Here is a 19,048-nt window from a genome sequence, read left to right as displayed (position 1 = left end):
CGCTGAAGACGAAGGCGGGGTGCCGGCCCACAGGCCGACACCCTTCTCGGCGATGCTTCGTTTGCCGGGGCGAAGCGATCGAGAACCCATCCCCGGCCATGTCCCCTGCCTTATCGGTGTAACGAGCCGAGGGTATTGAGAGGAACAGGACTCAATGCAAACCAATCTGCTGAAGCCCAAAGCCATCAACGTGGAGCCGCTCGGCGGCAATCGCGCCAAGGTCACGCTCGAACCGTTCGAGCGCGGCTACGGCCACACGCTGGGCAACGCGCTGCGCCGCGTGCTGCTGTCGTCGATGGTCGGCTACGCGCCCACCGAGGTGACCATCGCCGGCGTGCTGCACGAATACTCGGCGATCGACGGGGTTCAGGAGGACGTGGTTCACATCATGCTGAACCTCAAGGGCGTCGTGTTCCGCCTGCACAACCGCGACGAAGTGACGCTGGTGCTGCGCAAGGAAGGCGAGGGCCCGGTCACCGCCGGCGACATCCAGACGCCGCACGACGTCGAGATCATCAACCCCGAGCACGTGATCGCGCACCTGTCGCAAGGCGGCAAGCTCGACATGCAGATCAAGGTCGAGAAGGGCCGCGGCTACGTGCCCGGCACGCTGCGCCGCTACGGCGACGAGCCGACCAAGTCGATCGGTCGCATCGTGCTCGACGCCTCGTTCTCGCCGGTCTCGCGCGTGAGCTACACGGTCGAGAGCGCGCGCGTCGAACAGCGCACCGACCTCGACAAGCTGGTGATGGAGATCGTCACCAACGGCGCCATCACGCCGGAAGAGGCGATCCGCTCGTCGGCCAAGGTGCTGGTGGAGCAGCTCGCGGTGTTCGCGCAGCTCGAAGGCCAGGTCGACCAGCTCTTCGACGCCGGCCGCACCGAACGCAGCGACCAGAAGTTCGACCCGATCCTGCTGCGCCCGGTCGACGAGCTGGAGCTGACGGTGCGCTCGGCCAACTGCCTGAAGGCCGAGAACATCTACTACATCGGCGACCTGATCCAGCGCACCGAGACCGAGCTGCTGAAGACGCCGAACCTGGGCCGCAAGTCGCTCAACGAGATCAAGGAAGTGCTCGCCTCCCGTGGCCTCACGCTGGGCGCGCGCCTGGAGAACTGGCCCCCGCAGGGCCTGGACAAGCGCTGAGCGAAGCTCAGCGCGACGTGCACCCCCCGGTACCTGACACGGCCGGGGTTCAATAAGGACAGGAAAGCACCATGCGTCACCGTCACGGACTTCGCAAACTCAACCGCACCAGCGAGCATCGCCAGGCGATGCTGCGCAACATGTGCGTCTCGCTGCTCGAGCACGAGGCGATCAAGACCACCGTTCCCAAAGCCAAGGAGCTGCGCCGCGTCGTCGAGCCGCTGATCACGCTGGCCAAGGAGCCGACGCTGGCCAACAAGCGCCTGGCTTTCGACCGCCTGCGCAACCGCGCGATCGTCGTGAAGCTGTTCGGCGAGCTCGGCCCGCGCTACAAGGCGCGCCCGGGCGGCTACACGCGCATCCTGAAGATGGGCTTCCGCGTCGGCGACAACGCGCCGATGGCCTTCGTCGAGCTGGTCGACCGGCCCGAGCCGGCCGCCGAAGCGGCGGCCGAGGCCGACAAGGCGGAATAAGCCTGCCCCACGGGCACGAACGGAGCCGGCGCGAGCCGGCTCTTTTCATTGGCGCCCCCCTAGCTTGAAGGTCCGGCCGGCGCCGCCAGCCAACAATGTCACGTGGATGTCACCGTGGCCGTGGCGCGGCCCGCGGACCCGCTGTGCGGCCGGGCCGCCGACCGTCAGAATGCGTTCACAAACACGCATCCTGACGGGTGAACGACAAATGAACGGCGGGGATATCTCCAGCGAGATTTCGGCGGGGCCGGACGGCGGCGACGCGCAGTGGCTGCGCCTGCGCAGTCCGCAGCGCGACCAGGACCGCGTGCTGCAAAGCCCGACGCACGTGTGGCTGCGCCGCATTCCCTCGGCCATCCACCCCAAGCACCTGTGCCGCTACTACCCGCGCATCGCCAACCGCCTGGCGCTCGCCTGGGGCGACAAGTTCGAGGTCGAGTCGATCTTCGACGACCTGCTGCACGACCACCGCGGCCAGCGCAAGGGCTTCACCGAGCGCGTGCGCATCGAGATCGAGCGGCTGCAGCGCTTCCACCAGCGCAAGCTGCACGTGAACTACCCGCCGATGATGGTGGTGCGCCGCCGCGTGCCCAGCGGCGGCGCTGCCGACTGAGGCTCAGCGCACGAAGCTCATGCCGTCGAAGGCCGCCTCGTACTCGCGCGCCGGCTGCTCCACCATGACCGTGCCGCTGCTCTGGTAGCGCGCCGGGCGCACCACGTAGCTGCGGCCGCCGCCGGCGGCGGTGTCGATCTCGACGATGCGCACCGGCGCCGTGGTGTTGTCGTGGAAGGTCTGGTTGAAGGCCTCCACCCGGTTCTGGTTGGTGCCCGTCAGCGTGCGGCGCGCCTGCACGCCGGTGTGGCCCGAGAACACGAACTTGACGTTGCTGTACATCTTCAGCGCCGTGTCCCACAGGTAGGCGGGCGACTTGTCGCCGTAGCCGTCGTTGCCGCCGATGACGTTGCCGCCGCCGTCGAGGAAGGCGTGCGTCATCACGATCACGTTGTGCCGCGGGTATGCCGCGATCACCTCGCGCGCCCAGTTGACCGCCTCCTGGCGCGGCATGAACTCGACCACCAGCGCCAGCCACTTCAGCCCGCCGGCCTCGAACACGCTGTAGTGGTTCTGCAGCTCGCCCTCGGTCATCCGGCCCGCCAGCGCGGTGAACTTGCCGTCGAAGTAGCGGTTGAACAGCGGCGACAGGCGCACGTTGGCATGCGCGCTCTGCCCCGGGCAGGCGCTGCCGCCGGCGCACACCGCGCGGGTGTCGTGGTTGCCGAGCGCGATGCCGTACGGGATGCCGGCCGCGCCCAGCACGTCCATGCCCGCCGAGGCCACCTTGTACTGGTGCTCGGTGTACTGCGGCGCCTCGGGCACCTCGGTCTCGCCCCAGTTCACCAGGTCGCCCGTGTGGCCGACGAAGGCCAGCTTCAGCGGTTCGCGCTGCGTCACCAGCCACTGGTTGCGCATCTGGATGCGCCAGTCGTTCAGGCGCCGCCCGCTGCTGCCGGGGTAGAGCAACTGCACCTCGTTCTGGGTGTCGGGGATCATGGCGATCGAGAACTTCGTCGACGCCACCGGCGGCGGCGTGCTGGTGCGGCGCGCGGCGTAGAAGCTCACCATCTCGTAGCGCCAGCCGGCGGCCACCAGGGCGTCGCGCTCGGCCTCGGTGGTGGCGTGGCGGTGCATGGCGCCCTTGAGCAGCCGGAACACCGGCTGCGCGCAGGCGGCCGGTGCCGCGGCGGCGTAGAAGTTCGCGCCCTGGTCCACGTAGCCGTAGCGCGCCACGGCGCTGGCGATCTCGGCCGGGTTGGTGATCCAGACGAAGTCGTTGCTGCCCGGCCGGTAGAGCCGGTGCACCGCCAGCAGGCCGTCGCCGGGCGCCGTCGCGGCCTTGAAGACCTCGCCGCGCACGTCGGCGAAGCCGTACTTGGCGCGGGCGCTGTCGACCTCGTTCGACCAGCGGGTGAGCAGGTTGGCCTGCGAGTTCGGGTTGACGGCCTGGTAGATGGGGGTGGCCAGTTGCGCGCAGTCGAGCGCGTGGGCCGCCGGGGCGGCCGCGCCCAGGGCCAGCGCCAGGGCGGCCAGGGCGGGAAGGGGCATGCGCCAGGACATGGTGGGGACTCCTCCTCGATGCATTGGAAACGGATGCGTGATGCCGATCCGATTCTGGAGGGCTCCCGGGCGCACCGGCCCCGGTTGCGTCAACAGGTGTATCCAAAGGGCGCGCGGCGATACATCGGCTAACCCGATGTGCGACCGGTGCCGAAGCCTAGGGCACGAAGCCGTCGCCCAGCACGATGCCCTCGCGGCGCGGATCGGTGCCGCCCGCCAGCGCCGGCACGCCGCCGAGGCGCACGCGCATGACGGTGTTGACGCCGCTGGCCTGCGCGCGGGTCGAGACCGTGTGGCCGAGCGCGCGCAGGCCGACGACGAGCGGGCCGTCGTTGCCATCGTGGGAGCCGTCGATGTGGGGATGCTCGCCGCCCAGCGTGGTGGTCGGGCCGTTGCGGGCGCCGAAGTCCACCAGGTTGGCAGACTGCTGCGCATCCAGCCCCCAGTCGAGCGCGCCGACCAGCGCCTTCACGACGTACTGCGGGATGCTGCCGCCGCCGGGCGAGCCGGTGGCCAGCACGAAGTCGCCGCGCGAGCCGTCGGCCGCCATCGCGAAGACGATGGTGGGCGCCATCGAGCTGCGCGGGCGCTTGCCGGGCTGCACGCGGTTGGCGATCGGCGTGCCCGAGGCATCGGCCGGCGCGGCCGAGAAGTCGGTGAGCTGGTTGTTCAGCAGGAAGCCGTGTGTCATGTGGAACGAACCCATGCTCGATTCCACCGTCGTCGTGGCGCTCAGCACGTTGCCGCTCGCATCGACGATGGTGAACTGGCTGGTGCCGTGCTCGGCGGGCGCCGGGTCCAGGCCCCTGGGCGCGGTCGCCGGGAAGACGCCCGCCCGCGCCGTGCGCATGCTGGCGCCGGGATTGATCAGCCCGGCGCGGCTGTGGAGGTAGCCCTTGTCGAGCAGCGTTTGCCAGGTGCCGCCGGGCAGCGGCACGAAGTCGGTGTCGGCGACGTAGAGATCGCGGTCGGCATAAGCCAGCCGCTCGGCCTCGCTGACGAGGTGCACGCCGGCCACCGTGGGCCTGCCGCCTTCGAGGTCGACGGCGGCCGGCTTGTGCGGCGCGAGGTCGAAGTTCTCGAGGATGCCCAGCGCCGAGGCGACCGCGATGCCGCCCGAACTCGGCGGCGGCATGCCGCAGACCCAGTGGGCGCGATAGCGCGTGCAGACCGGCTCGCGCAGCCTGACCTCGTAGGCGGCGAGGTCAGCGAGCGTCGTCTTGCCGGGTGTGATGGCCGAGCCGTCGGCGCCGGTGCTCGCGCCGATCTTGGCGACGATGTCGGCGCCGATACGCCCGCCGTAGACGGCATCGGCGCCGCCCCGGGCCATCTGCGCGAGCGTGTCGGCGTAGGCCGGGTTCCTGAGCGTGGTGCCGCGCGCCTTGGGGCGGCCGGCCGCGTCGAAGAAATAGGCCAGCGCTTCGGGGTCGCGCTTCAGCTCGCTCGCGTTCGCGGCGATCGCCGAGGCCAGCCGGGCGCCGATCGGAAAGCCGCGGGTCGAGAGGCCGATCGCGTCGGCGAAGAGATCCTTCCAGGCGAGCCGGCCGTGGTCTTTGTGCAGCTTCTCGAGCAGGCGCGGGATGCCGGGCGTGCCGATCGAGCGGCCGCTCGCGCGGGCGCTCGGCCGGGGCGTCGTCCGGTCGGAGGCGGCGTCGACGTAGCGCAGGTCGTTCTCGGTCGCGGCGGCCGGCGCCGACTCGCGGCCGTCGTAGGCCTGCACCGCTCGGGCGGCGGCGTCGTAATAGAGCACGAAGCCGCCCCCGCCGAGGCCGGTGGCCTCGGGCGTGGTCAGGCCGAGCACCGCCTGCACCGCCACCGCCGCGTCGGCCGCCGTGCCGCCCTTCTTCAGCACCGCGCAGCCCGCGGCGCTGGCGTAGGCGTTCGACGTGGACGCCATGTACGTGCGCGCGTACCGGACCTGCAGGCCCGTGCGGTACCCCGACCCCGGCTCGGGCAGCGAGGAATCGCCCGGCACGCCCGAGCCGACGACGACACCCGCGCCGTCCGGCCCGGACACCCGGCAGGCGAGGTCGGCAATCGGTGGCCGGCTGCGATTGAAGCCGGCGCAAGCAGACAGGGCGAGTGCGGCGAGGACGGCGGCGGATGCGGGAGCCCGATACATCATGGAAGGCGCATCATGCATGCTTCCGTACCCAAAACGCACAGTGCTGCTATACTCACAGGCTCAGTCGCGAGGTGGAGCAGTCTGGTAGCTCGTTGGGCTCATAACCCAAAGGTCGCAGGTTCAAATCCTGCCCTCGCAACCACCGAATGGAACGAAGCCCGCCTCGTGCGGGCTTCGGCGTTTCTAGGGTGCATCCCGGGATCAGTGGGCCTGGGCCAGCCGCGCCGCCGCACGCTCGCCACTGGCCACCGCCGCCTCCATGCCGCCGAACATGAAGATGTCGCCGCCGAGCTGCACGCGCGGGTCGGTGCCGACGGCGTCCCACAGCCGGCGCGTGCGGTGGAAGAAGCCGGCATCGGGTACGTAGCTCACGCGCTCCTGGCGCGCCACGCGGCTGAACAGCAGCGCGCCGCGCACCTCCGGATACAGCGCCTCGACCTGCGCGGCGAGCATCGCGACGAGATCGTCGTCGGCCATCGCGGCCAGGCGCGCGTACTCCTTGTGCTCGGTGAACACCGAGAACAGCGCGTGCCCGGGCGGCGCGCGGTCGGCGCACTTGTTGTGCGCCAGCGAGACCACGTTGATGTCGCGGCTCGCCTGCGTCGACAGCATCACGCAGGCGGCGCGGCTGCGCGTCGGCCGGCCGTAGGCCAGCTTCACGTCGATCATGCGCATGAACTGCATGGTCTGCCGGTAGTCGCCGGCCAGCTCGGCCAGGCGCGGGTACATGGCCTCGGCCTGGTCGTAGGGGGCGGTGATCAGGCACTTGTCGGCGCGCAGTTCGGCGGTGCCGCCGCCGGCCTCGTGCACGTCCAGCCGCACGCCGGCACTGTCGGCGTGCACACGGTGCACGCTGCTGCCGTAGCGCACCGGCAGCCGCTCGGCGAGCGCCTTCGGTAGGCTGTCCAGGCCGCCGCGCAGCGTGACCATGCGGCTCCAGTCCGACAGCGTGTAGGGCACCATCAGCGAGGACATCATGTCCAGCGTCACGCCGCCGATCGGCCGCAGCAGCGGCTCGAGCAGCAGGTCGGTGACTTCGGCGCCGAAGGCGCGCATCGCCACCGCGCGCGCGTTGTTGTGCGGATCGTCGAGCCGCACGTCGTCGAGCAGGTAGTGCGGCACCGCGCGCAACGGGCCGCGCAGGCGCCACAGGCCGCGCAGCAGCGCGAGCTTGGCGCGCCACGACAGCAGCGGCGTGGCGGCCAGCGTCCAGGGCTTGGCGAGGTCGATGTCGATCAGGCGGCCGTCGCGCAGCATGCTCATCACGCTCGGGCAATCGACCAGCTCGCCGCCCAGGCCCACCTCGTCGATCAGCGCCAGCCAGCGCCGGTAGCTGCTCGCGGCCAGCTCGGGGCAGGTGTCGATCAGGAAGCCGTCGCGCCGCACCGCCTTGCAGCGCCCGCCGGCATGCGCCTGCGCCTCGACGACCAGCACCTCGTGGCCGCGCTGCCGCAGCCGCAGCGCCGCCGTCAGGCCCGACAGGCCGGCACCGATGACGATGATCTTCATGGAAGCCCGGCGGCGGCGTGCCGCGTCGAATTGGTAATCTACGATACCAAATCACCGGAGTCGAAGCTTCCCGAACTGCGCTGCACGCGCGCTTCAATCTCCCACGGAAGCCAGCCCTTGCAGGCTGTCCATCGGCAGCCGATCGGTCGTCACCTGCTGGCGGCGCTGGGATCGGCGGCGACTCCGCTGACGAGGGTGTTGCCTCGGCCGATCGAGCCGTCGCTTGCGAGCCCGAAACCGGAGATGGTGGCGCCGGCCGCACCCCGCGATCTGGTTCGCGCGGCTGTGGAGCCTGGCTTTCTCGGGGCGCGCGCGGCAGGCGATGCAGCAGCTCGGCGAAGCATCGGCCCGGCCGGACCTCCCGCCGCCGACGCTGGCCAGGCTCGAAGTCACGCTGGGCGCGCTCGTCGATCCGGCGCTGCGGCCGCAGGCGGTCGAGCACAACCTGCGCGCCGCCGAACTCGGCCCCACCCAGAGCCTCGCGGCGGTGATCCACCTCGCCGGGCTGGGCGAGCCCGATGCCGCGATGCGGGTCGCCGAGGGCTACCTGCTGCGGCGCGGAAGCGTCAGCGTGGGCGTGCACAAGACCGCGAGCGACCCCTCGATCACCGACCAGCACCGCCGCATCACGCAGATGCTGTTCCTGCCGGTTGCCGCCGAACTGCGCCAGCATCCGCGCTTTCTCCGGCTGTGCGAGGACATGGGCTTGGCCGCCTATTGGGATGAGGCGGGGGGCACGCCGGATTTCCTGGGCTGATTGCTGGTGCTGTTCGGGTCAGGCGGAGGCCGATCGTGAACGCGCAGGCGCCGGCCGCGGCTGCTGCAGGCGTTGACTCAGCTCGCGCGCGGTGTGGGTCAGCATCTGGACCATGGAGTGCTCCGACATGCGCGGCGGCGAGTGCATGTCGCTGGCGACGACGATGCTGCTGACGATGTCGCCGTTCTCGCCGAAAACCGGCGCCGCGATGCCGCAGATCCTCGTGTCGAGTTCGCCGCGCGAGATGTAGTGGCCTTGCTCGCGGATGCGCTTGAGGGTGGCGAGGAACGCCGGCCACTCTGCGCCGATGGCACGAACGTCGGCTGCCGTTGCAGGGTCGGCCATGCCGGCGTCGAAGAGGCGCCGCAACTTGCGTCGGTCCAAATGGGCGAGCAGGACATGCGCCTGCGAGCCGCGGAACAAGGGCATCGGTAGGCCCTTGGTGTAGGTGATGTCGAGAAGCGTCGGGCCTCGAACGTGCGAGACGTTGACGATCGTGTTTTCGTAGAAGTTGCACAGAAGGACATCGGATCCGGTCAGCTCCGACAGTCCCGTCATCAGATCCTGCGCGACGCTGATGATCGGGTCGTAGCAGCGGATCAGGTATTCCAGCTCGATGATCTTCGGCCCCAGCCGGAAACGGCCCGTGCTGCGCGCCAGCAGCCCCGCCTCGGTCAGTTCACTCGCGTACCGATAGGCCGACGCCGCGCTCATCGACAGGGCCGGCGCGATCTCGTCGACGGAGATCAGCGTGTGCTCGCCGCTGAACAGGTTGAGGATGGCCATCACCCGTTGGATCACGGACGGACCGGGTGTGCGGGCTTGCGCCGCGTGAGCGGGCTTCGCGGCGCGGCGCCGGGGCGCTACCGAGGCGATGATGGGTTCAGGTGTTCTTCTCATCTATCGGGGTATTGACTGGATTTCTTCTGTATCTAGAATCATTTTTCTCGATAGGTGCGAAAATTGCCATCAAGAGGCAAAGGGTAAACCCTCAACGAACTGGAGACAAGGATGAAGTTGTTCAAGCGTGCTGTCCTGGGCTTGGCCTTGGGCATCTTGGCGGCACCGGCGATGGCGGACCTGCGCATCGGCGTCATTCTCTCGCTGACCGGGCCGGCTGCTTCGCTGGGCATTCCGGCGCGCAATTCGGTCGAACTCTGGCCGCGCGAAGTGGGCGGGCAGAAGGTGCAGGTGATCGTGCTGGACGATGCCTCCGACCCGACCGGTGCCACGCTGGCCGCACGCAAGCTGACTTCGGAGAGCAAGGTCGACGTGCTGGTCGGGCCGTCGGTGACGCCGACTTCGCTCGCGGCACTGCAGGTGGCGGGCGAGACCTCCACGCCGATGATCAGCCTGGCCGGCAGCGGCGCCATCGTCAGTCCGCTCGAAGGGCCGAAGAAGTGGGCCTTCAAGATGCCGCCCGAAGAACACATCCCGCTCAAGATGATCTTCGACCGCATGAAGCGCGACCAGCAGACCAGGCTGGGCATCGTCGCGATGAGCAACGCCTACGGCCAGACCTTTCTCGACGTTGCCCAGCGCATGGCGCCGGCGGCGGGCGTGCAGATCGTCGGTGTCGAGCGCTATGGCGCCACGGACCAGAGTTTTGTGTCGCAGGCGCTGAAACTGCTCGGCGCCAAGCCCGATGCGGTTCTCATCGCCGCCGCCGGCACGCCCGCCGCGATGCCGCACATCGAACTGCGCAACCGCGGCTTCGGCGGCACGATCTACCAGACGCAGGCGGTGGCGAACAACGACTTCCTGCGCGTCGGCGGCGCGAGCGTCAACGGATCCCTGATGCCTGTCTCGCCCCTGCTGGTGGCCGAGCAGTTGCCCGAGTCGCACCCGGTGCGCGGCAAGGCGCTGGCCTTCGTCAACAGCTACGAGGCCAAGCACGGCGCGGGTAGCCGTTCGCTGTTCGGTGGCATGGCCTGGGATGCGATGCTGCTGCTGCAGGCTGCGGTGCCCGAGGCGTTGCGCAAGGCGCAGCCGGGCACGAACGAGTTTCGCGAGGCGCTGCGCGCCGCGTTGGAGAACACCGGCAACCTCGTGTTGACCCAGGGCGTGTATTCGATGTCCGCCACGGACCACAACGGCGCCGACGAGCGCAGCCAGGTGATGGTGCGCATCGACGACGGCAAGTGGAAGTACGCCGACCGCTGAGAGACCCCATGGCGACGAACCCGGAGGCACAGCCCATGTACATGGACGACTGCTGGTATGTCGCGGCCTGGACGCATGAGATCGAACCGGGGCAGCTTCTGTCCCGCACGATCTGCGGCCGCCGGGTCCTCTTCTGGCGCGATCGCGCCGGAAGGCTGTTCGCGATGGACGATCGCTGCTGCCACCGCGGCGCGCCTTTGTCCTGCGGGCGCCACGAGGGTGACACGGTGCGCTGCATGTACCACGGCTTCCTGTACGACGGCAGCGGGCGCTGCGTGGAGATCCCCGGGCACGACCGCGTTCCGCCCAAGGCGCAGGTGCGCACCTATGCGGTGGTCGAGCAGCATCGCTGGGTGTGGTTGTGGATCGGTGACGCCGCCGAGGCGGAACCGGCGCTGATTCCCGACACGCACTGGCTGACCGATCCCGAGTGGGCCTGCACGCCGCCGGGGTACATGCACTACGAGGTGAACTGCCAGTTGGTGCACGACAACCTGCTCGATTTCTCGCACCTCTCGTACGTTCATCCGAACACGCTTGGCGGCTCCGAGGAGTACGCGCAACTGCGCTCCAAGGTCGATCGCCTCGACAACGGCCTGCGCATCACGCGGTGGTTCATGGACAGGCCGCCGCCGCCGTTCGTCGCGGCGCTGCTCGAGGCCAAGGGCATGAGCGGCAACGTGGACCGATGGAACAACTACAACTTCCTGCTGCCTGGCCTGCTGATCATGGATTCCGGCTTCGCGCCGGCGGGCAGCGGCGCCGAACGCGGCGACCGGCGCGCGGCGATCGAGTTCCGCCACTGCCAGGCCGTCACGCCGGAGACGGCCGACTCGTGCCACTACTTTTTCTGCCAGCCGCGCAATTTCGACCGCGACAAGCCGGAGGTCAGCGAGCGCCTCTACCGGAGCGTCGTCGCCGCATTCGAGGAAGACCGGGCGATCATCACCGCGCAGGCGCGCTGCCTGCGCGAGGACGCGGACTTCGTGCCCATGCCCTGCGGGCTGGATCTTGCGCTGGTGCAGTTCCGCGCGCTGATCGACCAGCGGCTGGCGGCGCAGCGCGAGCGCCATGCGCGGCGCGATGCACGGCCGTAGCCACGCACGCTGGACAAGACATCGCTCATGCACACACCATCGACCGAGCCGCGTGCGTCCATCTATTACCCGTACGAGGTGCACGCTCCCTGGGTGCCCGCTGCGGGGCAGGCGGTACAGCAGCACGACGTCGTGATCGTCGGCGCCGGCCCTGCCGGCCTGGTGACGGCCCTGGAGCTGGCTCGCCTGGGCGTGCGCTCGGTGCTGCTCAACACCGAGCTGCAGGTGTCGCAGGGCAGCCGCGCGATCGTCTTCACGCGGCGCTCGATGGAGATCCTGCAGCAGGTCGGCGTGGCGCACCGCGTCACCGCGGCCGGATTGCCCTGGCGCTTCGGCAACAGCTACTACCGAGGCCAACACGTCTTCCGCATGGAGGCGCCGCACGATCCGGACGATCGCTTCTTCCCGATGATCAACCTGCAGCAGCAGTTCCTGGAAGAGTATCTGTTCGACGCCTGTACGGCGAATCCGCTGATCGATCTGCGCTGGGGCAATCGCTGCAACGGCGTGCGCCAGGAAGACGGCCGCGTCTTCGCCGAGATCGACACGCCCGGCGGCGCCTACTTGATCGAGGCACGCTGGCTGGTCGCGGCCGACGGTGGACGCTCGCCGATCCGCGCGGCACTCGGCCTGCCGCTGGAGGGCAATTCCTACGAAGGCTACTTCGTCATCGCGGACATCAAGGTCGACCTGCCGCTGCCGACCGAACGGCGCGCCTATTTCGACCCGGCCTGGAACCCCGGCAATACCGTGTTGATGCACCGCGAGCCGCTGGGCATCTGGCGCATCGACTACCAGCTACCCGAAGGCGAGACGCCCGAAGAGGCCCTGCGGCCCGAGTCGCTCGAGAAGCGCATCGATGCGCAACTGGCCATGATCGGCCACGCGGGCGTGCCGTGGGAGATGGATTGGAGCTCGGTCTACTCGGCGCGTGCCCTCACGCTGCCCGACTACGTCCACGGCCGCGTGCTGTTCGCCGGCGACTCCGCCCACCTGCTGCCGATCTTCGGCGTCCGCGGCGCCAACACCGGCTTCCAGGACGCGCAATCGCTGGCCTGGCACCTCGCTTTCGTCGTTCGCGGGCTGGCCGGCGAGTCGCTGCTGGCCAACTACAGCCGCGAACGTGTCGGCGCGGCGCGCGAGATCATCGCCGAGGCGGGCAAGAGCACTCGCTTCATGACGCCGCCGTCGCCGGGCTTCCAGTTGCTTCGCGATGCGGTGCTGTCGCTCTCGCTGACCGAAACGTTCGTGCGGCCGCTCTACCACTGGCGCACCTCCAGGCCGCACGAGTACGCTTCATCGCGGCTGAATTCGGCGGGCGACGACAACACCTTGTTCCGCGACGGGCCGGCCGACGGCGCGCCGCCACGCAACGTTCGCCTCGGACCCGACGACTACCTGCTCGACCACCTCGGTGGCGCGCTCGACCTGCTCCTGTTCACCGAGGCAGGCGCAGTGTCCCCGGAACTTGCCACGGTGGTGAATGACTTCCGCAGCCGGGGCGTGCCGATCCATGTCACTGCCATCGGTGCACCCGGCGTCGTCGAGGGCGCCGACCGCACGCTCGCCGATCCGCAGGGGCGGGTACGACAACGCTACGGCGTCGAGCGCTCGGGTGCTGCCTATCTGCTGCGCCCGGACCAGCATGTCTGTGCCCGCTGGCAAGTGCTGGACGCCGCGCGCTTGCGCGCGGCGCTGGATACGCTCCTGTCGGCCTGAAAGGAAGCCTCATGGCCCTTGCAAACGCACCCAGCGAACTCGATGTTCCTGCGCTCGAAGACGTCTACGACACGTTGGCCGAAGCCATCGACCAGGCAGGCGAAGCCAGGGCCTCGATCTTCCTGGTCAAGCTGGCGCTGCTGAACGCCAACGCGCTCGGTGACGCGGCACGGTTTCGCCGTCACGTCGAGATTGCGCTGCGTGATCTCTGAACAACTGCCAGGCTGTCCAACTCAACGAGTCCTGCGCAACAGCCGCACGTGCATCGGTCGGCTGAAGCGCGCACCGTCCGGCCCCTGGTGAGGCAGGTAGCGGGCCCGGACGCGCTCCAGCATGGCCGCGTCGATGCCGTGGTCGGCGAAGGTCGGGCGCATCATGCGCTGCTCGAACTCCTCGAAGCTGGCGAAGCCGACGGGCGTCTCGAAGCGATGCTCGGCCGCGGCGGCCCACAGCCCGGAGGCGATGGCGCGGTCGAGCGCCGCCTGCGCCGCCGCGCGCACCACGCCTTCGTCGTTGAACAGGCGGATCAACTCGTTCAGTTCGCCGGCATAGACCGGCTCGGACACGTACAGCCAGCCGCCCGGGCGCAGCACGCGGGCGAGTTCGGACAGTGCCTGGTCCATCAGCGGCATCGGCACGTGGTGCAGCGACTTCAACATCAGTGCACCGTCGAACGACGCGTCGGCGAAGGGGATGGATTCGGCGCCGGCTCGCTCGAACCGCAGCCGATCGACGGGGTTCGCCCGGTTCTTGGCCAGTTGCCGGTCATCGACCTCGATGCCCACCACCTCGGCGCCCTCGTGGCGGCCGACCAGCTCGCGCGCCAGGTGCGCGGCGCCGCAGCCCGCCTCGATGAGCCGCGCGCCGGCCAGCGGCACGAGCGTTTCCAGCAGCGCGAGTTCGTTGGTGATCACCGGCGTTGTCATGGCGTGGGTGGTGTTCATGGCGTCTCCGTTTCAAGCATCGCTCGCCTGGGATACCCCTATATCATCAACAAATGATATATGCGCCACGAAAGCTCGCTGCTCCAGAGCAAGGTCCATCCTGCATGCAATAGAGCGATTTCATCGGGTTAACCCGGTTATTTATTGAGGGCGTCGGCGCTAGATTGCGTTCACTCAAGAGGGATTGCATGCAATCAGACGCCAACAACGATACCCCGACGCTGGCTGATTCCACCGCGGCCAGCCTGCGCGGGATGATTCTCAGCGGCGCGCTGCGGCCCGGACAGCGGCTCACGGAAACGGCCCTGGCCGAGGAGATGCAGGTGTCGCGCACGCCCGTGGTGGCGGCGCTGAAGGCGCTCAACGAGCAGGGCCTGGTGCGCTACGCGGCGAATCGTGGCTACTGGGTGCGCGAGTTCAGTCTCGACGAGGTGCTCGAGGCCTACGAGCTGCGCGCCACGCTGGAGGGCATGGCCTGCCGGCTCGTCGCCGAGCGCGGCGCGAACGGCCGCGACATCGATGCGATGGAGCGCTGCGTCGCCATCGGCGAAGCCGTGCTCGAGCCCGGCGAGCTGCGCAGCGGCGACCACCAGCGCTACCAGGCGATGAACGTCGACTTCCACTCCCTGATCGTGCGCGGCTGCGGCAACCGCCAGCTCGCCGAGTTCGTGCGCAAGACCCATGATCTGCCGCTGGCGTCCAACCGTGTGGTGTTCTGGCGTTCGCACGACATCGTACGGCGTTCGCACGACGCGCACGTGCGCGTGCTCGATGCGATCAAGCAGCGCCAGGGCACGCGCGCCGAGATGCTGATGCGCGAACACGTCTACGAGGCCGGGCAGGTGCTGCGCCGGCATTGGTCCGAGATCCTGGAGGCTGCCCGGCTCGGGCCGGCGGCCGTTACCCGCGTGGTGGGCGAGCCCGACTGACAGCGCCGCCGCCGATTTCTTTCCGATTGCATGCAGCCGGCGCGCCCGCGCGGCCGGCAGGGACGAACTTTGCCTGCTCTTTCATGAATCGAACCGCCGCTTCGCTTTCTTCGTTCGCCGGCCGCACTGCGTTGGTCACCGGCGGCGCCAGCGGCATCGGCCTGGCCAGTGCCGAACTGCTGGCCGCGCGCGGCGCCCGCATCGTGCTGGCCGATCTCGACGAGGCGCCGACGCGCCGCGCGGCCGCCGCGCTCGACGCGCATCCGCTGAGCTTCGACGTGGCCGACCGCAGCGCCGTGGCGGCGGCGCATGCGCGGCTCGCCGCGGCCGGCATCGAGGTCGACCTGCTGGTCAACTGCGCCGGCATCGTGCAGGCGCCCGAGCCGCCGCAGCGGCTGGCGATGGACGACTTCCGCCGTGTCGTCGCCATCGACTTCGAGGGCACCTACCACTGCTGCGCCGAGTTCGGCGGCGCGATGGCGCGGCGCGGGCGCGGTGCCATTGTCAACATCGCCTCGGTGGCCGGCATGCGCTCGATGCCGCTGCATGCCTACTCGCCGGCCAAGGCCGCGGTGATCTCGCTGACCGAATGCCTGGCCGCCGAATGGGGCCGCTCCGGCGTGCGCGTCAACTGCGTGTCGCCGGGCTACACCGTCACCGCGGCGCTGCAGCGCCAGATCGACCTGGGCCTGCGCGACCCCGACCGGCTGAAGGACAACAGCGCGCTGGGCGTGCTGATCGCGCCGGCCGACATCGCGCGCGTGATCGCCTTCCTGCTGTCCGACGAAGCCTCGGTGATCACCGGCATCAACCTGGCGGCCGACGCCGGTTGGCTGGTCGCCGGATCCTGGGCCACCTTCGGCGGCGTGCGCGAGCGCGTCGCCACCCCGCAAGACGACACGGAGACACCATGAGCATGCAGCGACGCCACCTTCTTCTCGGCGCGGCCGGCCTGGCGGCCACGCGCGCCTTCGCGCAAAGCGGCTACCCGAACAAGCCGGTGCAGTGGATCGTGCCCTACGCCGCCGGCGGCGGCACCGACATCGTCGCGCGCACCGTCGCGCAGGCGATGGGGCCGGCGCTGGGCCAGACCGTGGTGGTCGAGAACAAGCCCGGCGCCAACACCGCGATCGGCGCCGCGGCGGTGGCCCAGGCCGCGCCCGACGGCCACGTGGTCGGCTCGGCCGACAACGCCACGCTGGCGCTGAACCAGCATCTGTTCCAGAAGCTGGCCTATGCACCGGAGAAGGACTTCGCCTGCGTCGGCGGGCTGGCGCGCTTCCCGTATGCGCTGCTGGTCAACCCGTCGGTGCCGCTGCAGAGCTTTCGCGAGTTCATCGATGCCGGCAAGGCCAGGCCGGGCGCGCTGAGCTACGGCACGCCCGGGTTGGGCGGTCCCAACCACGTGGCTATGGAACTGCTGCAGCAGCGCACCGGCGCGCGCTTCAACCACGTGCCCTACAAGGGCGCGGCACCGGGGCTGCAGGACCTGGTGGCCGGGCAGATCGAGTTCATGCTCGTCGACACCGCCTCGAGCATGCCGTTCATCAAGTCGGGCAAGCTGCGCGCGCTGGCCGTGTCGATGCCGCTGCGCCTGGCCGTGCTGCCCGAGGTGCCGACGGTCGCCGAGGCCGGCCTGCCCGGCTTCGAGGCCTATTCGTGGCAGGGCGTGATCGCGCCCGCGACGACGCCGCCTGCGGCGATCGAGCGCCTGAGCGCCGAACTGATGAAGGCCGTCAGGAGCGAGGCCGTGGTCAAGCGGCTGGCCGAGATCGGTGTGGAAACCGCGCCAGCCGGCAGCGCCGAGTTCACGCGCCACGTGCAGTCGCAGGCGGCGATGTGGGGCGAGGTGATCCGCAAGGCGGGCATCCGGCTCGAAGGCTGAGGGCGCGCGAGATGATCGTCGAGGAGCGCAACTACGCTTTCCAGCCGGCCCATTTCCGGCGCTTCCTGGCGCTGTTCGAGGCCGAGGGCATCCCGCTGATGAAGGAGCACCTCGGCCAGTTGATCGGCGTGTTCACCGCCGAGACCGGCGAGCTCAACACGGTGATGCAGATGTGGGTCTATCCCGACCTGGCCGAGCGCGAGCGCCGCCGCGCCGCGATGTGGGCCGATCCGCGCTGGCTGGCCTATGCCGACCAGGTGCTGCCGTGGATCGTGCGCATGGAGACGCGGCTGCTCAAGCCGACCGCGTTCTCGCCGCTGCGATGAAGCGCATCGCCTTGCCTGCCGGCTGGGCGCCGGTGCCGCTGGACGAGGGCTATCTGAACCTGGTGGGCCCGCTGTACGCGCAGCGCGCCGGCGACGGCTCGTACCGCATCGCGTTTCGCGCCGGCGAGGCCCATCTCAATCGCTACGGCGTCGTGCACGGCGGCATGCTGGCCACGCTGGCCGACGTGGCGATCGGCATGAACCTCGCGCGCGTGACCGAAGCCGTCGAGACGACGCTGACGCTGAACCTGGCGCTCGACTTCATCGACGCCTCCGGCAGCGGCGACTGGATCGAGGCGCGCGTGTCGCTGATCAAGCGCGCCGGTCGCGTGCGCTTCGGCGACTGCGAGCTGTGCGTCGGCGAGCGCGTGATCGCGCGCGGGCACGCCACCTTCTACGCGCCGCGCCCGGGTGCCTGAGGGCGGCGCCGCGATGTGCACAGCGTAATCGCTGAGTTCACATGGTGATCAAACGGGCAGCTTCTCTTTGCGACACAAATGGACGATTTCGATACTGAGACGGTCGACAACGACGTCAGAACGGAGACAACGATGAACGCCTCTTCCCCGCGCCGCGCGCTCGCGCGGCACCTCTTCGCCGCCGGTCTGCTGCTGGCCGGCAGCGCCGCTTTCGCCCAGGCCACCATCAAGGTGGGTTGTGTGCTGCCGCTGTCGGGCGGCTCCGCCGCGGTGGGCAACCAGACGCGCGCCGGCGTGGTCGCCGCCGTCGAGCAGATCAACAGGGCTGGCGGCATCAAGGCCATGAACGGCGCCAAGCTCGAAGCCGTGTTCGGCGATTCGCAGTCCAAGGCCGACGTCGGCGTCTCGGAAACCGAGCGACTGATCCAGCGCGAGAACGTCGCCGCGCTGTGCGGCGCGTTCAACAGCGCGGTGACCTTCCCCGCCACCGAGGTCGCCGAGCGCAACAAGACCGCCTGGGTGGTGGTCGGCGCGGTGAAGGACGAGATCACCGAGCGCAACTTCAAGTACGTTTTCCGCATCAACAACAAGGCGACCTACGACGCGCGCGAGCAGCTCGACGCGATCGAGCTGCTCGCCAAGGAGACCGGTAAGCCCGTCAAGCGCGTGGCGCTGTTCTACGAGGGCAGCGACTGGGGGCGCTCGCATGCCGCCAACATCCGCAAGCTGGCCGCGCAGCGCGGCATCGAGATCGCGCTGGACGAGCCGGCGCCGCCCAACCAGGTCGACTTCACCTCGCAGTTGCTGAAGATCCGTTCGGCCAAGGCCGATGCGCTGGTGCTCGCGCTGTACACGCCCGACCAGTTGCTGTTCACGCGCCAGATGGCCGAGCAGCGCCTGGACCTGCCCTTCGGCGTGCACTCCGCCGGCGGCGGTACCGAGGATCCGAGCTTCTACGCGACGGTCAACCCGAAGTCGGTGGCGTACTACTTCGTGCAGGAGGACTGGCAGATCGACATCCTCGACGCCAACAAGGATCCGCGCCTGGCCGAAGTCGACAAGCGTACCCGCGAGATGCTCGGCTACGGCATGAGCGCCTACGTGTCGCAAGGCGTGTCGGCGATGTACGTGATTGCCGATGCGCTCGAGCGCGCCAAGAGCGCCGACCGCCAGAAGCTGCGCGACGCGCTGGCCACGACCGACATCACCTCCGGCCCGGCGCTGTTCACCGGCTACCAGCGCATCAAGTTCGACGAGCAGGGCCAGAACACCTACGCGCACGGCGTGATCTCGCAGAACCTCGACGGCAAGCGTCGCACCGTGTGGCCGCAGGAGAACCGCATCGCCTCGACCAAGCCGGTGTGGCCGGTGCCGGCCTGGTCGCAGCGCAACTGACGCCACGCCCCTGACGCGCTCTTCCCGTCGCCGGCCTCGCGCCG

19 protein-coding genes and 1 tRNA gene are annotated in these 19,048 nt (G+C 69.4%); 15 read left to right on the top strand and 5 right to left on the bottom strand.

Annotation, left to right across the window (positions count from 1 at the left end; translation table 11 throughout):
- Positions 1-154: 154 nt before the first annotated feature.
- The 3 genes from QM792_RS18445 (at position 155) to QM792_RS18435 (ending at position 2,233) form a co-directional block, all read left to right on the top strand.
- The gene (locus tag QM792_RS18445; RefSeq protein WP_415151559.1) at positions 155-1,147 is read left to right on the top strand and encodes a DNA-directed RNA polymerase subunit alpha; all 993 of its coding nucleotides are present in this window, start codon (positions 155-157) and stop codon (positions 1,145-1,147) included.
- A 71-nt stretch (positions 1,148-1,218) separates the two neighbouring features.
- The gene (rplQ, locus tag QM792_RS18440; RefSeq protein WP_415151558.1) at positions 1,219-1,620 is read left to right on the top strand and encodes a 50S ribosomal protein L17; all 402 of its coding nucleotides are present in this window, start codon (positions 1,219-1,221) and stop codon (positions 1,618-1,620) included.
- A gap of 208 nt (positions 1,621-1,828) precedes the next feature.
- Positions 1,829-2,233, top strand: a complete 405-nt coding sequence (locus tag QM792_RS18435; RefSeq protein ID WP_415151557.1) for a hypothetical protein — start codon at positions 1,829-1,831, stop codon at positions 2,231-2,233.
- A gap of 3 nt (positions 2,234-2,236) precedes the next feature.
- On the opposite strand, the gene QM792_RS18430 is transcribed toward QM792_RS18435, so the two are convergent.
- The gene (locus QM792_RS18430; protein ID WP_415151556.1) at positions 2,237-3,736 is read right to left on the bottom strand and encodes a metallophosphoesterase; all 1,500 of its coding nucleotides are present in this window, start codon (positions 3,734-3,736) and stop codon (positions 2,237-2,239) included.
- A gap of 157 nt (positions 3,737-3,893) precedes the next feature.
- Complete coding sequence (locus QM792_RS18425) at positions 3,894-5,861, bottom strand: gamma-glutamyltransferase family protein (RefSeq protein ID WP_415151555.1); 1,968 nt, start codon at positions 5,859-5,861, stop codon at positions 3,894-3,896.
- Between the two features lie 65 nt (positions 5,862-5,926).
- On the opposite strand from QM792_RS18425, the gene QM792_RS18420 reads away from it, so the two are divergent.
- A tRNA-Met gene (locus QM792_RS18420) sits at positions 5,927-6,003 on the top strand.
- A 59-nt stretch (positions 6,004-6,062) separates the two neighbouring features.
- Here the strand turns inward: QM792_RS18420 and QM792_RS18415 are convergent.
- Positions 6,063-7,370 (bottom strand): protoporphyrinogen/coproporphyrinogen oxidase, encoded by a 1,308-nt coding sequence (locus QM792_RS18415; RefSeq protein ID WP_415151554.1) that lies wholly within the window; start codon positions 7,368-7,370, stop codon positions 6,063-6,065.
- 322 nt (positions 7,371-7,692) lie between these two features.
- On the opposite strand from QM792_RS18415, the gene QM792_RS18410 reads away from it, so the two are divergent.
- Positions 7,693-8,127 (top strand): hypothetical protein, encoded by a 435-nt coding sequence (locus tag QM792_RS18410; RefSeq protein ID WP_415151553.1) that lies wholly within the window; start codon positions 7,693-7,695, stop codon positions 8,125-8,127.
- A gap of 18 nt (positions 8,128-8,145) precedes the next feature.
- On the opposite strand, the gene QM792_RS18405 is transcribed toward QM792_RS18410, so the two are convergent.
- On the bottom strand, positions 8,146-8,913 hold the full coding sequence (locus QM792_RS18405; RefSeq protein WP_415151552.1) for an IclR family transcriptional regulator: 768 nt from the start codon (positions 8,911-8,913) through the stop codon (positions 8,146-8,148).
- A gap of 285 nt (positions 8,914-9,198) precedes the next feature.
- Here QM792_RS18405 and QM792_RS18400 point away from each other — a divergent pair, with 285 nt between their 5' ends.
- From QM792_RS18400 to QM792_RS18385, 4 genes are read left to right on the top strand one after another with little or no spacing between them, the layout of a single operon-like run.
- Positions 9,199-10,290 carry an ABC transporter substrate-binding protein gene (locus tag QM792_RS18400; protein ID WP_415151551.1) on the top strand — a complete coding sequence of 364 codons (1,092 nt, stop codon included), beginning with the start codon at positions 9,199-9,201 and terminating at the stop codon, positions 10,288-10,290.
- Between the two features lie 8 nt (positions 10,291-10,298).
- Positions 10,299-11,387 carry a Rieske 2Fe-2S domain-containing protein gene (locus QM792_RS18395; RefSeq protein ID WP_415151550.1) on the top strand — a complete coding sequence of 363 codons (1,089 nt, stop codon included), beginning with the start codon at positions 10,299-10,301 and terminating at the stop codon, positions 11,385-11,387.
- A gap of 27 nt (positions 11,388-11,414) precedes the next feature.
- Positions 11,415-13,106: an FAD-dependent monooxygenase gene (locus QM792_RS18390; protein ID WP_415151549.1), complete on the top strand. Its 1,692-nt coding sequence runs from the start codon at positions 11,415-11,417 to the stop codon at positions 13,104-13,106.
- An 11-nt stretch (positions 13,107-13,117) separates the two neighbouring features.
- The gene (locus tag QM792_RS18385) at positions 13,118-13,318 is read left to right on the top strand and encodes a DUF2783 domain-containing protein (RefSeq protein WP_415151548.1); all 201 of its coding nucleotides are present in this window, start codon (positions 13,118-13,120) and stop codon (positions 13,316-13,318) included.
- 21 nt (positions 13,319-13,339) lie between these two features.
- Here QM792_RS18385 and QM792_RS18380 read toward each other — a convergent pair whose 3' ends face one another.
- Entirely contained in the window at positions 13,340-14,050 is a 711-nt protein-coding gene (locus QM792_RS18380) for a class I SAM-dependent methyltransferase (RefSeq protein ID WP_415151547.1), read from the bottom strand.
- Positions 14,051-14,238: 188 nt separating this feature from the next.
- Between QM792_RS18380 and QM792_RS18375 the strand changes: the two genes are divergently transcribed.
- From QM792_RS18375 to QM792_RS18350, 6 genes are all read left to right on the top strand, one after another.
- Positions 14,239-14,979: a GntR family transcriptional regulator gene (locus tag QM792_RS18375; RefSeq protein ID WP_415151546.1), complete on the top strand. Its 741-nt coding sequence runs from the start codon at positions 14,239-14,241 to the stop codon at positions 14,977-14,979.
- Positions 14,980-15,062: 83 nt separating this feature from the next.
- A complete protein-coding gene (locus QM792_RS18370) occupies positions 15,063-15,893 on the top strand; it encodes an SDR family NAD(P)-dependent oxidoreductase (protein WP_415151545.1) in 831 nt (276 codons plus the stop codon).
- Positions 15,890-16,864: a Bug family tripartite tricarboxylate transporter substrate binding protein gene (locus tag QM792_RS18365; protein WP_415151544.1), complete on the top strand. Its 975-nt coding sequence runs from the start codon at positions 15,890-15,892 to the stop codon at positions 16,862-16,864. The genes QM792_RS18370 and QM792_RS18365 overlap by 4 nt, the downstream gene beginning before the upstream one ends.
- Positions 16,865-16,875: 11 nt before the next feature.
- Positions 16,876-17,190 (top strand): NIPSNAP family protein, encoded by a 315-nt coding sequence (locus QM792_RS18360; RefSeq protein WP_415151543.1) that lies wholly within the window; start codon positions 16,876-16,878, stop codon positions 17,188-17,190.
- Positions 17,187-17,609: a PaaI family thioesterase gene (locus QM792_RS18355; protein ID WP_415151542.1), complete on the top strand. Its 423-nt coding sequence runs from the start codon at positions 17,187-17,189 to the stop codon at positions 17,607-17,609. Before QM792_RS18360 ends, QM792_RS18355 begins: the two co-directional genes overlap by 4 nt.
- Positions 17,610-17,741: 132 nt before the next feature.
- Positions 17,742-19,004 carry an ABC transporter substrate-binding protein gene (locus QM792_RS18350; RefSeq protein WP_415151541.1) on the top strand — a complete coding sequence of 421 codons (1,263 nt, stop codon included), beginning with the start codon at positions 17,742-17,744 and terminating at the stop codon, positions 19,002-19,004.
- The last annotated feature ends 44 nt before the right edge of the window (positions 19,005-19,048 follow it).

This window comes from Piscinibacter sp. (assembly GCF_047600445.1).
Taxonomy (GTDB): Bacteria; Pseudomonadota; Gammaproteobacteria; order Burkholderiales; family Burkholderiaceae_C; genus Piscinibacter.
This window is presented reverse-complemented; position numbering and strand designations above follow the sequence as displayed.

Bases quoted from the DNA above. Each gene is read 5' to 3' on its own strand.
- QM792_RS18410 (WP_415151553.1), top strand. From the start codon at position 7,693: ATGCAGCAGCTCGGCGAAGCATCGGCCCGGCCGGACCTCCCGCCGCCG.
- QM792_RS18445 (WP_415151559.1), top strand. From the start codon at position 155: ATGCAAACCAATCTGCTGAAGCCCAAAGCCATCAACGTGGAGCCGCTC.
- QM792_RS18430 (WP_415151556.1), bottom strand. From the start codon at position 3,736: ATGTCCTGGCGCATGCCCCTTCCCGCCCTGGCCGCCCTGGCGCTGGCC.
- QM792_RS18355 (WP_415151542.1), top strand. From the start codon at position 17,187: ATGAAGCGCATCGCCTTGCCTGCCGGCTGGGCGCCGGTGCCGCTGGAC.
- QM792_RS18405 (WP_415151552.1), bottom strand. From the start codon at position 8,913: ATGGCCATCCTCAACCTGTTCAGCGGCGAGCACACGCTGATCTCCGTC.
- QM792_RS18425 (WP_415151555.1), bottom strand. From the start codon at position 5,861: ATGATGTATCGGGCTCCCGCATCCGCCGCCGTCCTCGCCGCACTCGCC.
- QM792_RS18375 (WP_415151546.1), top strand. From the start codon at position 14,239: ATGCAATCAGACGCCAACAACGATACCCCGACGCTGGCTGATTCCACC.
- QM792_RS18350 (WP_415151541.1), top strand. From the start codon at position 17,742: ATGAACGCCTCTTCCCCGCGCCGCGCGCTCGCGCGGCACCTCTTCGCC.
- QM792_RS18370 (WP_415151545.1), top strand. From the start codon at position 15,063: ATGAATCGAACCGCCGCTTCGCTTTCTTCGTTCGCCGGCCGCACTGCG.
- QM792_RS18415 (WP_415151554.1), bottom strand. From the start codon at position 7,370: ATGAAGATCATCGTCATCGGTGCCGGCCTGTCGGGCCTGACGGCGGCG.
- QM792_RS18360 (WP_415151543.1), top strand. From the start codon at position 16,876: ATGATCGTCGAGGAGCGCAACTACGCTTTCCAGCCGGCCCATTTCCGG.
- QM792_RS18400 (WP_415151551.1), top strand. From the start codon at position 9,199: ATGGCGGACCTGCGCATCGGCGTCATTCTCTCGCTGACCGGGCCGGCT.
- QM792_RS18385 (WP_415151548.1), top strand. From the start codon at position 13,118: ATGGCCCTTGCAAACGCACCCAGCGAACTCGATGTTCCTGCGCTCGAA.
- QM792_RS18435 (WP_415151557.1), top strand. From the start codon at position 1,829: ATGAACGGCGGGGATATCTCCAGCGAGATTTCGGCGGGGCCGGACGGC.
- QM792_RS18380 (WP_415151547.1), bottom strand. From the start codon at position 14,050: ATGAACACCACCCACGCCATGACAACGCCGGTGATCACCAACGAACTC.
- rplQ (WP_415151558.1), top strand. From the start codon at position 1,219: ATGCGTCACCGTCACGGACTTCGCAAACTCAACCGCACCAGCGAGCAT.
- QM792_RS18365 (WP_415151544.1), top strand. From the start codon at position 15,890: ATGAGCATGCAGCGACGCCACCTTCTTCTCGGCGCGGCCGGCCTGGCG.
- QM792_RS18390 (WP_415151549.1), top strand. From the start codon at position 11,415: ATGCACACACCATCGACCGAGCCGCGTGCGTCCATCTATTACCCGTAC.
- QM792_RS18395 (WP_415151550.1), top strand. From the start codon at position 10,299: ATGGCGACGAACCCGGAGGCACAGCCCATGTACATGGACGACTGCTGG.